Annotated in this window: 15 protein-coding genes; 14 read left to right on the forward strand and 1 reads right to left on the reverse strand. The window is 60.9% G+C overall.

Going from position 1 to position 14,371, the window contains the following annotated elements; translation table 11 throughout:
* The first annotated feature begins 4 nt into the window (after window positions 1–4).
* From EGH25_RS06270 to EGH25_RS06285, 4 genes are read left to right on the forward strand one after another with little or no spacing between them, the layout of a single operon-like run.
* Window positions 5–739 carry an NADH-quinone oxidoreductase subunit B gene (locus EGH25_RS06270; protein WP_266086793.1) on the forward strand — a complete coding sequence of 245 codons (735 nt, stop codon included), beginning with the start codon at window positions 5–7 and terminating at the stop codon, window positions 737–739.
* Complete coding sequence (locus EGH25_RS06275) at window positions 736–2,394, forward strand: NADH-quinone oxidoreductase subunit D (RefSeq protein ID WP_338071880.1); 1,659 nt, start codon at window positions 736–738, stop codon at window positions 2,392–2,394. Before EGH25_RS06270 ends, EGH25_RS06275 begins: the two co-directional genes overlap by 4 nt.
* Window positions 2,394–3,461, forward strand: coding sequence for a complex I subunit 1/NuoH family protein (locus EGH25_RS06280; RefSeq protein WP_266086794.1), 1,068 nt, complete (start codon window positions 2,394–2,396; stop codon window positions 3,459–3,461). Before EGH25_RS06275 ends, EGH25_RS06280 begins: the two co-directional genes overlap by 1 nt.
* Complete coding sequence (locus tag EGH25_RS06285; protein ID WP_266086795.1) at window positions 3,458–3,943, forward strand: NuoI/complex I 23 kDa subunit family protein; 486 nt, start codon at window positions 3,458–3,460, stop codon at window positions 3,941–3,943. The genes EGH25_RS06280 and EGH25_RS06285 overlap by 4 nt, the downstream gene beginning before the upstream one ends.
* On the opposite strand, the gene EGH25_RS06290 is transcribed toward EGH25_RS06285, so the two are convergent.
* On the reverse strand, window positions 3,931–4,953 hold the full coding sequence (locus EGH25_RS06290; protein WP_266086796.1) for an alcohol dehydrogenase catalytic domain-containing protein: 1,023 nt from the start codon (window positions 4,951–4,953) through the stop codon (window positions 3,931–3,933). The genes EGH25_RS06285 and EGH25_RS06290 overlap by 13 nt on opposite strands.
* A gap of 109 nt (window positions 4,954–5,062) precedes the next feature.
* Between EGH25_RS06290 and EGH25_RS06295 the strand changes: the two genes are divergently transcribed.
* The 10 genes from EGH25_RS06295 (at window position 5,063) to EGH25_RS06340 (ending at window position 14,371) form a co-directional block, all read left to right on the forward strand.
* The gene (locus EGH25_RS06295; protein WP_266086797.1) at window positions 5,063–6,415 is read left to right on the forward strand and encodes an MmgE/PrpD family protein; all 1,353 of its coding nucleotides are present in this window, start codon (window positions 5,063–5,065) and stop codon (window positions 6,413–6,415) included.
* 72 nt (window positions 6,416–6,487) lie between these two features.
* On the forward strand, window positions 6,488–7,321 hold the full coding sequence (locus EGH25_RS06300; RefSeq protein ID WP_266086798.1) for a phosphosulfolactate synthase: 834 nt from the start codon (window positions 6,488–6,490) through the stop codon (window positions 7,319–7,321).
* Between the two features lie 165 nt (window positions 7,322–7,486).
* Window positions 7,487–7,762: an NADH-quinone oxidoreductase subunit J gene (locus EGH25_RS06305; RefSeq protein ID WP_266086800.1), complete on the forward strand. Its 276-nt coding sequence runs from the start codon at window positions 7,487–7,489 to the stop codon at window positions 7,760–7,762.
* Window positions 7,759–8,082 carry an NADH dehydrogenase subunit 6 gene (locus EGH25_RS06310; protein WP_266086802.1) on the forward strand — a complete coding sequence of 108 codons (324 nt, stop codon included), beginning with the start codon at window positions 7,759–7,761 and terminating at the stop codon, window positions 8,080–8,082. The genes EGH25_RS06305 and EGH25_RS06310 overlap by 4 nt, the downstream gene beginning before the upstream one ends.
* Window positions 8,069–8,380 carry an NADH-quinone oxidoreductase subunit NuoK gene (gene nuoK / locus EGH25_RS06315; RefSeq protein WP_266086804.1) on the forward strand — a complete coding sequence of 104 codons (312 nt, stop codon included), beginning with the start codon at window positions 8,069–8,071 and terminating at the stop codon, window positions 8,378–8,380. The genes EGH25_RS06310 and nuoK overlap by 14 nt, the downstream gene beginning before the upstream one ends.
* A 1-nt stretch (window position 8,381) precedes the next feature.
* Window positions 8,382–10,367 (forward strand): NADH-quinone oxidoreductase subunit L, encoded by a 1,986-nt coding sequence (nuoL, locus tag EGH25_RS06320; RefSeq protein ID WP_266086805.1) that lies wholly within the window; start codon window positions 8,382–8,384, stop codon window positions 10,365–10,367.
* Window positions 10,367–11,929, forward strand: a complete 1,563-nt coding sequence (locus EGH25_RS06325; RefSeq protein ID WP_266086808.1) for a complex I subunit 4 family protein — start codon at window positions 10,367–10,369, stop codon at window positions 11,927–11,929. The genes nuoL and EGH25_RS06325 overlap by 1 nt, the downstream gene beginning before the upstream one ends.
* On the forward strand, window positions 11,929–13,407 hold the full coding sequence (locus EGH25_RS06330) for an NADH-quinone oxidoreductase subunit N (RefSeq protein ID WP_266086810.1): 1,479 nt from the start codon (window positions 11,929–11,931) through the stop codon (window positions 13,405–13,407). The genes EGH25_RS06325 and EGH25_RS06330 overlap by 1 nt, the downstream gene beginning before the upstream one ends.
* A complete protein-coding gene (locus EGH25_RS06335) occupies window positions 13,404–13,943 on the forward strand; it encodes an MBL fold metallo-hydrolase (protein ID WP_266086812.1) in 540 nt (179 codons plus the stop codon). The genes EGH25_RS06330 and EGH25_RS06335 overlap by 4 nt, the downstream gene beginning before the upstream one ends.
* Complete coding sequence (locus EGH25_RS06340) at window positions 13,940–14,371, forward strand: GIY-YIG nuclease family protein (RefSeq protein WP_266086814.1); 432 nt, start codon at window positions 13,940–13,942, stop codon at window positions 14,369–14,371. The genes EGH25_RS06335 and EGH25_RS06340 overlap by 4 nt, the downstream gene beginning before the upstream one ends.

Consider the following 14,371-nt stretch of genomic DNA (forward strand, 5'->3'; position numbering starts at 1 on the left):
AACTATGTTAGACAAGAGCAAGACACCGATAAGCGAAAGACGTGAGGGCGATGTTGACCCGCGTATGAACTCGAAGCTGAGGGAGATGTTCGGCTCGATACCTATCGTCACCACGACGTTCGACAAGGTGATGAACTGGGCGCGTGCTTCGAGCATGTTCCCTTTCCAGTTCGGTATCGCGTGCTGTTCGATAGAGATGATGCACGCCGTCGCTATCAAGCACGACATGGATCGTTTCGGCGCGGGTGTCTACCGTAACTCGCCGCGTCAGGCGGATCTGATGATAGTTCCGGGTACGATAAACGCCAAGTTAGCGCCGCGCGTCAAGAGGCTGTACGATCAGATCCCGGAGCCGAAGTTCGTCGTATCCATGGGTTCGTGTACGATCTCAGGCGGTCCGTTTCAGGAGGGCTACAACGTAGTCAAGGGTCTTGAGACGTTCGCGCCTGTCGACATACACGTACCCGGATGCCCGCCGCGCCCCGAAGCGCTTCTGTACGGCGTCATGAAGATGCAGGAGAAGGTCAAACGCGGCGAGTCGTCGCCCGTTACGGTCAAGCCGTACGAGATACGTGAGCTACAGGACTGGAGCCGCGATGAGGTTGCGGAGTTCTTCGAGGACGAACTCGAACCCGACACACTCGTTATGAACTACACGCATTCGCCTGAGCTGAGCGGATCGGCGGATGTGGAGGACGGCGTCAACGAGACGACGCCTGCGACGGAGGGAGAGGGGTGAGCGTCGTTACGCGCCGGCACGAGGAACTCCACGAGACGATAGAGGACGAGCTTCCCGACGCTATCCTTGACTTCGACGAGCATCACAACGCCCCCGCTGTGGTGGCTAACCCGTCGCGTGTCGACGACGTCGTACGTATACTGAAGCAGAACGGCTACAACCATCTGTCGTCGGTTTCCGCCGTCGAGTACGACAACCGTTACGAGTCGGTCTACCACCTCCGGCGTATCACAGACGACCGTGAGGACTTCGACGAAATAAACGTCGTCGCGCCCGCCGACCCCGACGAACCCGCTGTCGAAACCGTGTCGGATGTATTCAAAGGCGCGAACTGGCACGAACGAGAGGCGTACGACCTGATGGGTATACGGTACGACAACCACCCCGACATGCGCCGTATACTCCTGCCTGAGACATGGAAGGGTCATCCGTTACGTGACGAGTACGACGTCGATCAGCCCCAGTACACGACGCTTGAGGCGCACGCCAACCCCATAGAGGAACGTTACGAGGTCGAGAACGACGCCGCGTTGGACACTATGTTCCTCAACATCGGTCCTCACCATCCCGCGACACACGGCGTCCTGCATCTCAAGACCGTTCTTGACGGCGAGGTGGTCGTCGACGTAGACCCCGACATAGGATACCTCCACAGATGCGAGGAGTACCTGTGCGAACGCCTCGACTACAAGTACCAGATAATGCCGTATCCCGACCGGTGGGACTACGTCAGCGCGGGTATGCTCAACGAGATGGCGTACGCGCGTTGTATCGAAGACCTCGCCGAGATCGACGTGCCTGAGTACGCTCAGGTGATACGCGTTCTGGCACAAGAGCTTTCACGTATCGCGGCGCATATGCTCGCCGTCGGTACATTCGCCCTCGACATTTACGGCGAGCTGAACGTCATCTTCATGTACGCGTTCAAGGACCGCGAGATCGTACAGGAGATGCTTGAGGATCTGAGCGGTCAGCGTCTCATGTTCAACTACCTCCGTCTCGGTGGCGTCGCCTACGACCTGCCCGAACCCCGTGACGAATGGTTCGGTAAGATACGCGGTTTCCTTGACGACCTGCCGGGGAAGATGGATGAGTACAGGTCGCTCCTCGAAGGAAACGAACTCCTGCGCAAACGCGCCGAAGGCACCGGTATACTCGAACCCGAGACGGCGAAGGAGTACGGCTGTACGGGTCCGGTTCTGCGCGGAAGCGGCGTCGGCTACGACGTACGCGAGGTCGATCCGTACGGCTACTACGACGAACTCGACTGGGACGTCGTAACGTACGACGGATGTGACAACCTGTCGCGCGTACTCGTCCGTCTCGGAGAGGTCGAGGAAAGCGCACGTCTCGTGGAGCAGTGCGTCGATATTCTGGAGAGCTGGGACGGCGATAGGGAGATACAGAGCCGTGTACCGCGTTCTATCACACCGCCCGCCGAGACCGAGAACTACACCGCCGTCGAGGGGGCTAAGGGCGAACTCGGTATACATATCGTGAGCGACGGCACGGAGAAGCCGCACCGGTTCAAGATACGTTCGCCGTGCTTCTCCAACCTCGCGGTCTTCTCCGAACTCGCCGAGGGCGAGTACCTCGCCGACATGATAGCCACGCTCGGTAGCCTCGACCTCGTCTTCGGGGAGGTGGATCGGTGATGGTGACGTTCAACGACGCGGTCGCCGACCTGCTCGGCGTCGACGGATTCTCACCGCTTGTCGAGTTTATCGTGGGCATCGTCGGTGCGTCTATCGTCGTCAGCGTCATGCTAACCATCATAGGTATCTCCGCCGTCTGGCTCAAACGCAAATGGAACGCGCGCCTCGGCGACCGTATAGCCGTCAACCGTATCGGTCCCGCGGGTCTGATGGTGATGCCCGCCGACGCGCTCAAGCTTTTCTCGAAGGAGGTCGTCGTCCCCGAGGACGTCGATCGTATAGGATACAAGCTCGCACCGATGCTCGCCGCCGCGACGGTTCTCGCCGCCTTCGCGTTCATACCTTTCGGGAGCGGTCTACAGATCGCAGACCCTGAGACTGGTCTTATCTTCGCTCTCGCGTTCGCCTCACTCAGCGCCGTACCCGTGGTTATGGCGGGGTATTCGAGCAAGAACAAGTACTCTTTCCTTGGATTCGAACGCGAGGTGGCGCAGGCGATAGCGTACGAGATACCGCTTGTCGTCTCCGCTCTCGCCGTCGTCCCCCTCGTCGCAGTCTTCGCCGACACGTCCGCGCCGCTCCGTATGTCGAACGTCGTCACGGCGCAACAGGGACCGCTTTTGGGCGTCACGGGTCTACCGATACCCAACTGGTTCATCTTCGCACAGCCCGTCGCGGCTGTTCTGTTCTTCGTCTCCATACTCGCCGAGTTCTCGCGCAACCCGTTCGACCTGCCCGAAGCGGGTAGCGAACTCGTCGCGGGCTACCTGACCGAGTACGGCGGGGTCAACTTCGTACTCCTGTTCCTCGCCGAGTTCGCCGCGATCTACTTCGGCGGCGCTCTGTTCACGGCGCTGTTCCTCGGCGGGGGTTCGGGACCCGTCCTACCCGCCGTCGTCTGGTTCCTCGGTAAGACGTTTGTCTTCTACCTCGTCGTCCAGTGGTTCCGCGCCACTATACCACGTGTACGTATCGATCAGCTTCTAGAGTTCGGATGGAAGTACCTTCTCGAACTCACGTTCCTGAACCTGCTCCTAACAGCAGGTATACTCTGGGTGGTACTATGATGGGTGTACTAAGATCCCTCGGCGTTACGGCAAAGCACGCGTTGAAAGGCGATACGTTCACGGTCGAGTACCCCGACGAGTCGCCGGGTATATCGCCGCGTTTCCGCGGGACACACAAGTTCAGCCTGTCGCGGTGTATCTGGTGCAGGATGTGTGAGGAGGTCTGCCCCAACGGCACCATCGATATAAAGACGAACGAGAAACGCGAGGGCGAGGAGTACAACCTCAACCTCGGTCAGTGCATCTACTGCCGTCTCTGTGAGGAGGTCTGTCCCGTCGACGCGATCATTCTGACACAGCACTTTGAGCTAAACGCGGGAACGAAGGCGGAACTCGAATACAACATGGACGACCTGATGGACGTTCCGTGGTACAAGGGTATGGATCCGCTGGAGGCGCGCGAACCCGACCGCGGCGCGTGGATAGGTACGGACGAGGAGGACGACGTCTGGGAGACTGCTGAGTCCACCTACGCCGACTGAGGCTCCACGACGAGCTTACCGAAGGCGTCTCTGTCGTCCATGTCGGCGAAAGCCTGACGCGTCTCTTCGAGCGTGTACGTCGCGCCGACGACGGGTTCGAGCTTCCCGTCGGCGACGAGACGGACGAGGTTTTCGAGTTCGGGCTGTGTACCCATCGTACTCCCGACTATCTCCTGCTGGTGTAGGAAGAACTTGGGTGCGAATATCTCGCTCGTCGCACCCGCGGTGCGCCCGCATATAGCCTGCGTACCGCCGCGTTTGGTGACCTCGAGACCGAGCTGTGTAAACTCACCCGCGAGATGGTTTACGGTGGCGTCGACGCGCCCGACCGACGAACGTACCTCTTTCTTTATCTCGTCCACGTCGCCCGACTCAACAGTGTGGTCGCATCCGACGTCGCGCAGACGCGAAAGCTTCTCCTCGGAGGTTGAGGTTCCGACCGTCCGTGCGCCGACGACGTCACATAGCTGGATCGTCGCAACGCCTACGCCGCCTGTCGCGCCGGGTACGAAGACGGTATCGCCCGCGGTCACGTCCGTCTTCCGTAACATATGCCACGCGGTCAGGTAGGCGGTCGGTAGCGTCGAAGCCTCGGTGAAGCCAACGTCGTCGGGTAACGCGATGAGACGCGACGCGTCGACCGCGGCGCTCTCCGCGAACCCGCCGTGGTAAAGCATGAACGACTGACACATGTTTTCGGGACCTTCGCGGCAGAACTCGCATTCGCCGCAGGTCTGGTTAGGGCAGAGAAGAACGCGGTCGCCCTTGTCGACCGACGCGCCGTCGCCCGTCTCTGCTACCACCCCTGCAACGTCGAGACCCGACACGAACGGTAACGTGCTCTCGTTTACGAGCGGTGACTCGCCTTCGAGTATCCACAGGTCGTGCCTGTTGACCGAACACGCGCGGACATCGACGATAGCCTCGTCATCGCCCGGTTCCGGTTCCTGACGTTCCACGGTTTCGACGCCGTCGGGATCGCCAAGCTCTGTGAATGCGGCTGTGCGCATGCACCGTGTTGGTATCCGGCGGAAATAAGCCTTTCCGCGTGCCCCCTCCGCTCTTGTGACGGTACGGTCGGGGGAAGATGTTTGCCTCGTGAGTCCGAACGTATGGGTCATGGCAACGACACAGGAGCTGGCGGAGTTCGTCCAAGCCGTTGAGGCAGAAAACTTTAGCAACGATACACGCGAGGAGCTCAAGAAACGTGTGCTTGACTCCGTGGGGATAGGGATCGACGCACTTGGTTACGACGCCGTCGAATCCGTCCACGGTACGGTCAGGCACGCGAATCCGGGAGGTGACTGTACCCTATGGGGGCGCGACGAAACCGCGTCGCCCGTCGGTGCGGCGATGCACAACACGGCGCTCACGCGTTATCTGGACTTCATGGACTCGTTCCTCGCGCCCGGCGAGACGCCCCATCCCAGCGACAACATCGGTGCTATCGTCGCTGTGGGGGAGACCGCCGACGTTTCCGGCGAAGAGCTTTTAGAGGCTATCGGCGTCGCCTACGAGGTACAGGGCGAACTCGCGTGGAACGCACCGGTTCGTGACAAGGGCTTCGACCACGTTACCCATACGGTTATCTCCGCCGCGTGTGGCGTGGCAAAGCTCCTCGACCTCGACGTCGAACAGACACGTAACGCCGTCGGCATCGCCGGAACCGCGCATAACGCCCTCCGTGTGACCCGAACCGGCGGTATCAACGAATGGAAAGGTATCGCCTCCGCGAACGCCGCGCGTAACGCCGTGTACGCGTGTCTTCTCGCACGTGACGGCATGGAAGGATCCAAGAACCTCTTCGAGGGTCAGAAGGGCTGGAAACAGATCATCAGCGGCGACTTCGACATCGATCCCGACCCCGCCTGCAGACGTGTTCACGACGTGATGACCAAACGGTATGTCGCGGAGACGTACGCCCAGTCAGCCGTCGAGGGTATCATCGAACTCGCCGACGAGCACGGTATCGACCACGAGGCTGTCGGATCCATACATCTGGACACCTTCCACGGAGCCGCGCTCATCATCGGCGGCGGTGAAGGCGACCGGCACGAGGTCGAAACCAAGGCTCAGGCGGACCACTCACTCCCGTACATGCTCGCTGTCGCGCTCATCGACCGTGAGATGGGTAACGAACAGTACGAAGCCGAACGTATACGTTCCGACGACGTTCAGGCTCTTCTGCGCACCGTCGATGTCGAGGAGGACGAGACGTATACACAACGGTTCGAGGAGGGCGAGATGCCCGCACGCGTCGAGGTTACGATGGACGACGGGACGGAGTATGTCGTTGAGAAGGACGCCTTCAAGGGACATCCGACACAGACGATGGACTGGGATCGGGTTGAGGAGAAGTTCCACGGTACCGCAGGCGGTCGGTTCGACGAAGATCGACGCGCGGAGATAATCGACGTGGTCAGAGGGTTAGAGTCGCACGACGTCGGTGACCTTGTGGAGCTACTTGCCTAACTACCACATATAACCACTATCTGCAACATCTTCGCCGGTACTCATAAACGTTTCTCGAACGAATGGAACAGTATGGCAGAGAAAGCATTTGAGTTCTTACACCATAACGACCGTGAGGAAAAGCCCCGTGAGACAGGCATTACCGAGATACGAGGTCCGTACTACGACCCCATGGGGCCGCGTGAACTCAGGGACATACTCGAAACGATGGGGGAGTACGTCGACATCTACAAGTTCTCAGGCGGGTCGTTCGCCCTGATGTCCGAGGACTCCGTCACCGAACTCATCGGTATCTGTCACGAGCACGACGTGGAGGTATCGACCGGCGGGTATATAGAGAACGTCCTTATCCGTGACAACGACAAGGTACGTGATTACTTCGAAGAGGCGGAACGGCTGGGCTTCGATATAGTCGAAATCTCCAGCGGCTTCCTGGCGATGGGTACCGATGCCCTCGTCAGGCTCACCGAGGTCGCCGCCGAGGAGTACGGTATCGAGCCCAAGCCGGAGATAAACGTTCAGTTCGGTGCCGGTGGCGCTTCCGACCCGGAACAGCTCGAACGTCAGCGTCAGCAGGATCCCGAACAGGCGGTTCGTGAGGGCAGACGCCATCTCGAAGCCGGCGCGGATCTGCTCATGGTCGAAGCCGAGGGTATCACGGAGGAGGTTGAGGACTGGCGTACCGACGTCGCGTACACGATTGCGAACGAACTCGGAACCGAAAACCTCGTCTTCGAGGCTCCGGGTCCTGAGATGTTCGAATGGTACGTCAAGAACTTCGGTTCTGAGATCAACCTCTTCGTCGATAACAGCCAGATCGTCGAGCTAGAGGCTATGCGTTCGGGGCTGTGGGGGAAGGCGACGACGTGGGGACGTACCGTTACGTGGAAGGACGATCAGGCGTAGTAACCGGACGGCACCGGCTACGGTTCGCGGGATGGGCCGAACCCCGAGGAAGTACGTCGCGCCGACACGTTTTCCCTCACACGCCGACCCTCTTAGACCGACGACCTTCTTCTACGCCCAAACCGAAACTAAAAACAATACGTCCGACAATTCTCTGTTGATAGAATGACCGCCGAATTAGTCGCGTTTGTCCTGTTCGCGCTCGTTACGGCTGGTGCGAGCCTCGGTGTTGTCGTCGTGAAGGACGTCTTCTACGACGCGCTACTCCTAGGGCTTGCGCTCATCAGCGTCGCGGCGCACTTCGTCATGCTCAACGCCGAATTCGTCGCCGCCGTACAGATACTCGTCTACGTCGGCGGCGTGATGATACTCATCGTCTTCGCAGTCATGTTCATGCGTAGCACCGTCGAGGGAGACGACGAGAAGGAGGTGGCGGGATGAGGGCGGCGCGCGTCCGTCTCCTTCCGGCGTTACTCGTTGCGCTCCTGTTCGTCGGTATAGGCTCCGTCGTTCTCGAAACCCCCGCGATCGCAGAGACGGCGACGGGGATCGAGGGGACGACGACAGATGCCATCGGAAACGCGATCTTCGATGACTTCCTCGGTGTGTTTGAGATAGTCGCCGTCCTTCTCGTATCAGCTCTCGTCGCGGGCGTATACCTCGCAAAACCCGACGAACCGCGCGGCGAGGCGGTGCGTGAGGCGGTGCGCGCCAAGCCGCGTGTTGAGACGGAGAAGGAGGTGGACGATGCTACCGAGTAGCTACTACGTTTTCCTCAGCGCCTTCGTCTTCTCTGTAGGTCTGTACGGCGTTCTGACACGGACAAACGCCGTCGTCATACTCATGTGTGTCGAGCTGATGCTAAACGCCGGCAATCTTAACCTCATAGCCTTCGCGACGCACCACGGAGGCGTCGCGGGTATTGCGGGACAGACGTTTACGCTGTTCGTGCTCGCAGTCGCCGCCGCGGAGGTCGCCGTCGGTCTTGGGATCTTCATACTCGTGTACCGAAGGTACGGAACCGTAGATGTACGTAAGCCGCGTCTCATGAGGTGGTAGAATGGCGGAGCAAGCACTCGCAACAGCGGCGTTGCTTATACCCGTCGTACCGTTCGTCGCGTTCGCCGTGATACTGCTCGGCGGTCTGCTACCCAAGGAACGCGGATTCGGCGGTGCGACGAGCACCGTTCTGTCGACGGCTTCCGCGGGCGTCTCTTTCGCGCTTTCCGTCTACGTCCTACTGCGTGTACAAGCAACCGATGCGTCGTTCGTCGCTGTACGTACGGCGTGGGTCGAAGCAACGGGAGCGCCCGATCTCCATTTCGGCGTTCTCGTAGATCCGCTGAGCGCACTCATGGCGGTTATCGTCTCACTCGTCGCCTTCCTCGTACACGTCTTCTCCAAGTACTACATGAACGACGAGGGCGAAAACGGACTGCCGCGTTACTACGGTGCCATGGCACTGTTCACGGGGAGCATGCTCGCCTTCGTGTTCTCCTCCAACCTTCTGATGTCGTTCATATTCTTCGAACTCGTCGGTCTATGCTCTTACCTGCTCATCGGCTTCTGGTACGAGACACCGAGCGCCGCGAGCGCCGCCAAGAAGGCGTTCCTCGTAACGCGTTTCGGCGACTACTTCTTCCTCGTGGGCGTCGCGGGCGTCTTCGCGGCTTTCGGCACCTTCGCGTACCACGGTGACGGTTCGTTGTTCGATACAGCCGCCTCCGCTATCGAGGGTAACGTCTCCGTCCTCGGTGTCGGCGCTGAGATGGCGGTTACGGCGCTCGCTCTTCTCGTACTCGGCGGCGTGATCGGAAAGAGCGCACAGTTCCCCCTGCATACGTGGCTACCCGACGCGATGGAGGGTCCGACACCCGTCTCGGCGCTGATACACGCCGCTACCATGGTCGCCGCGGGCGTCTACCTCGTCGCGCGCCTCTTCGAGTTCTACGCTCTCTCACCCACCGCGTTACTCGTCGTTGCGTACGTCGGCGGATTCACGGCGCTGTTCGCCGCGACGATGGCTCTCGTTATGGACGACATCAAACAGGTGCTCGCCTACTCGACGATATCGCAGTACGGCTACATGATGCTCGCTCTCGGCGCGGGCGGCTACACCGCGGCGGTCTTCCATCTCACCAACCACGCCTTCTTCAAGGCTCTACTTTTCCTCGGCGCGGGTAGCGTCATAATAGCGACACACCACAAGCAGGACATGTGGGAACTCGGCGGTCTGCGCCGACGTATGCCCGTCACGTACTGGACGTTTCTCGCGGGGGCGCTCGCACTCGCCGGTATCGCGCCCTTCTCGGGCTTCTGGTCGAAGGACGAGGCGTTGCTCGCTGTACTCCGTAACGCTGTGAACGAACCCCTTCTGTGGGTACCGTTCGGTCTGGGTCTCGTTGCGGTCGTCGTCACGGGGTTCTACACGTTCCGTATGGTCGCGTTGACGTTCCACGGCGAACCACGGAGCGAAGAGGCGCGTGAGGCAGAGGAAGGTGGCTTCGCCGTCTACACGCCGCTCGTCGCCCTCGGCGCGCTTGCCGTCTTCGCCGGCTTCATAAACGCCGTACCGCTCGGTATCCACGCTCTCAAGACCTTCCTCGGCGGCGAGACGTTCGCAGAGTACGCCGCGGAGACGGTCGGATACGTCGGTGAGTTCGAGCCGAGTACGGCGTTATCGGTTACGGCTCTCGCACTTGCAGTCGCGGGTTCGGTCGCGGCGTTCCGTCTTTACGCGGGTGCCGACGAACCGCTCAGACACCGCGACGGCGCGACGGCGCGTGTCCTCGAAAAGAAGTACTACGTAGACGCGTTTCAGGTCTGGCTCGCCGAGGACGTGACGTACGGTCTGTCGAAACGTCTCAGCCTCTTCGATATCGATATACTCGACGGCGTTGTCAACGGTACGTCGCGCGTCTCGCTGGGTAGCGGGGAAGCGGTCAGACGTATACAGACGGGTGTTGTTTCCCATTATGCCGCCGTGATCGCTCTCGGCGTGGTCGGTCTCGTAGCCCTCGTGGGTCTCGTAGGGGGGTGGTTCTGATGTGGATCTCCCTCCTCATCGCTGTACCGGTCGTCGCGGCGCTCGCCGCGCTCGTCTCGTCGCGCGCCGACGACGCGTATCCGCGTTACGTCGCCCTCGGCGGTTCGGTCGCCTCACTCGCCCTCGCAGTTTACGTCTGGCTCGTTCCGTACGACGGTTCAGGGAACGCGTTACTCAACCCCGAAGCAGCGGCGCTCGTCGAACGCGTACCGTGGTTCGAGATAGGCGGTTACGAGGTTGAGTACCTCGTCGGTCTTGACGGCGTCTCGATGCCACTCGTCCTCCTGACAACCCTCCTCGTGACCGCGGCGATAACGACCGCATCGAACGCGATACACGACCGCCAAGCCGGCTTCTATGCCCTTGTTCTCCTACTCGAATCGGCTCTCATAGGCGTCTTTACGGCGCTCGACTTCTTCGCATTCTACGTCTTCTGGGAGGCGGTTCTCATACCCATGTACTTCCTTATCGCCGTCTGGGGAGGACCGCGGCGTAAGTACGCCGGCATGAAGTTCTTCGTCTACACCAACCTCGCGTCTCTCGTGATGTTCATAGGCGTCATCGCGCTGTACCTGACGGCGAACGTTGCGGACACGAGCATGATGTCGCTCACAACGGCGTTGCACGAGGGGGCGCTCACCGGGGCGTACGGTCTGAGCGCCGAGACGCTCCGCCTTACAGCCTTCATCGCCCTGTTCATCGGCTTCGCCGTCAAGGTACCCGTCGTACCTTTCCATACATGGCTACCCGACGCACACGTTGAGGCTCCGACTCCCGTCTCCGTCATACTCGCGGGCGTCCTACTAAAGATGGGTACGTATGCCCTCTTCCGTTTCAACTTTACGATGCTACCCGAAACCGCGGCGTCGCTTGCGCTCCCTCTCGCGGTCATCGGCGTCGTAAGCGTGATCTACGGCGCTCTTCTCGCCATGGCGCAGACCGATCTCAAACGTATCGTCGCGTACTCGTCGATATCGAGCATGGGGTACGTCGTCATCGGTCTCGCGGCGTACACGACGTACTCGGTCGGCGGCGCTGTCTTCCAGATGGTGTCGCACGGTCTTATCAGCGCGCTCATGTTCACCGTCGTCGGCGTCGTCTACCACGAGACGGGTACACGTGACGTCGGTAAGCTTTCGGGACTCGCGGGTCGCGCACCCCTCGTCGCGGGTGTCTTCGTCGCCTCAGCCTTCGCGTACATGGGTCTACCCGGTATGTCGGGCTTCCCCGCCGAACTGTTCGTCTTCCTCGGCGGCGTTTCGTCGACGACTATACCTTACGCGCCCGTCGTCGTCGGCGTCGGTATGTTCGGAATCGTACTCGTCGCGGGATACCTGCTGTTCGCCATGCAACGCGTCCTTTTCGGCGAGTTTCGTGTCGGAGAGGAAGCCGCGGTTACTGACGGCGGCGTATCCGTGACGGATGCCTCACCATCGGAAGCCGTACCGATGCTCGTCCTTCTCGCCGTCATCGTGGCTTTAGGTATACAGCCCGGTATCGTCTACGAGGCTGTTCAGACATCGACGGACGCCGTCGCTGACCTCATGGGAGGTGGTCTGTGATGGTTACGACAGCCGAACTCGTCGCTTTCGCACCTGAGCTATCCGTCGCGGGGACGGCGTTCCTCGTACTTCTGTTGGACACGTTCTCGCGCGAGAAACGCGGTGGCGTTTCGCTCGCCGTCGCCTTCGCGGGCGTCGCTGTCGCCTTCGTGGCGACGGTGTTTCATATGAGCATCGGAACCGACACGACGGCTTTCGCGGGTACTCTCGCTGTCGATCCGTTCGCACTCTTCTTCGGTCTCGCGGTTCTCATAACGACTGCGCTCGTACTCCTGTCGTCGACAGAGTACATGGGGCGCGTCTACCCCGAACGCAGTGAAAGCCTGACGGAGTACGTCGCCCTCATCTTGTTTGCGGCGACGGGTATGCTCCTCATGGCGTCGGCGCGGTCGCTCGTGACGGCGTTTATAGCACTCGAACTCGCCGCTCTGCCGTCGTACGCACTCGTCGCCTTCGCAAAGGACGACAGGGCTGGCGTCGAAGGGGGTATGAAGTACTTCATGCTCGGAGCGGTTTCGAGCGCCTTCCTCCTGTACGGTATCTCGCTCGTCTACGGAGCGACGGGAACCTTCGACTTCGCGGGTATAGCCGCGTCTGTCTCCGCCGGCGACGCGACCGGCTTGGCGGGTCTGGGCGCACTGTTCGTCCTCGTCGGACTCGGCTTCAAGATCGCGGCGTTTCCGTTCCACGTCTGGGCACCCGACGCGTACACGGGAGCGCCCACACCCGTCTCGGCGTTCCTTTCGAGCGCGTCGAAGATAGCGGGTTTCGTTCTCCTTTTCCGCGTCTTCACGGTCGCCTTACCGACTTCCCTGAACTGGCTCCTCGCCGTGCAGGTTCTCGCCGTTCTGACGATGACTTACGGCAACTTCGCCGCCGCCGTGCAGTCGAGCGTAAAGAGGATGCTCGCCTACTCGTCGATAGGACACGCGGGCTACGTACTTATCGCTCTCGCCGTCTTCTCGTCGGGTGGTGACGATGCCGCCCTCGCCCTCGGTGCGGGGATGTCACACCTGTTCGTCTACGCGTTCATGAACACGGGTGCGTTCCTCGTCGTCGCCCTGATCGACGACTACTGGGGCGTCGGCTACGAGTTTGAGGACTACGCGGGTATAGCCAGAAAGGTTCCCTTAATCGGCGTCGCTATGGCTGTCTTCATGTTCTCGCTCGCGGGTCTGCCGACCGGCGGCGGTTTCCTGTCAAAACTCGCCGTCTTCGCCGGTGCGGTTCGTAGCGGCTTCTGGTGGCTCGCACTCATCGGTGTCGTCAACTCCGCGCTGTCGCTCTACTACTACTCGCGCGTCCTCAGATGGATGTGGATCGAGGAACCGGGGGACGGAGCACCCGCGCTCGACGGCAGACCCGTCGGCATCTACACGGCGATACTCGTCGCCGCCGTCGTGACGTTCGGGCTTCTGTTCGCATTCGAACCCGTCCTGTCGACCGCCGAAGAAGCCGCGTCGGCACTACTGTCATGAACGTCGAGACGATCCGCGACGACGGCTTCGCGTCCAACGTCTACCGTGTCGGTGACTCTCTCGTCGACGCGGGCAACGACGCGTCGCGTCTTCCGCCGGCGGAGTATACCGACGCGGTGTATCTGACGCATGCGCACGCCGACCACGCGGACGCTCTACGCGACTACGACGTTCCCGTCTACGTCCATCCGTGCGAGGCGGACGCCGAACCGCTCTCCGGGAGCGACATCCATGAGGTGAACGAGGGCGACGAGGTCGTTCTCGGTGGGACGGGGTTCCATGTTCTGCATACACCGGGTCACTCGCCCGGTAGCGTCTGCTACTGGTCGCCCGACGAACGCATACTCTTCTCAGGCGACCTCGTCTTCGACAACGGCGCGCCGGGACGCGCCGACACACCCGACGGTGACGCGGAAGCGTTGCGCGTGTCACTCGAACGTCTCGGGTCGCTCAGAGCCGAACGCGCGTATCCGGGGCACCGTGAACCGTTCGGCGAGGTCAGAGAGAAGGTACGCGTGGCGGTGAACCTCGCGTGAGCGACGGGGGCTTTCCTGACAAGGGTACGTACACTCTCGTGATACGTGTCGAGGAACCGACGACGGTCACCGTCGGTGCTCTCGGCGACATCGGTTTCGACGACGGGGTATACGCTTACACGGGAAGCGCCTTCGGTACGGGCGGTCTGTCACGTGTCGACAGACACAAACGCGTCGCGTCGGGCGAGAACGATGCGCGTCACTGGCATATCGACTACCTTCTCGGAGACGACGCCACGGCGCTCGTATCAGCCATCGTGACCGACGAGAACGCCGAGTGCGAGATAGCGCGCAGTATCGACGGCGAACCCGTCCTTGACTTCGGCTGTTCGGACTGCTCATGTCGGTCTCACCTCAAGCTGACGACCCAAGACTCGGCTGAGACCGTCTACGGGGGACGCGACACGTGGACGCGTCGGTTCAGGTAA

Origin of the sequence: Halorutilus salinus, from assembly GCF_026242195.1 — an archaeon.
In the GTDB taxonomy this organism is placed as follows: Archaea; Halobacteriota; Halobacteria; order Halobacteriales; family Halorutilaceae; genus Halorutilus; species Halorutilus salinus.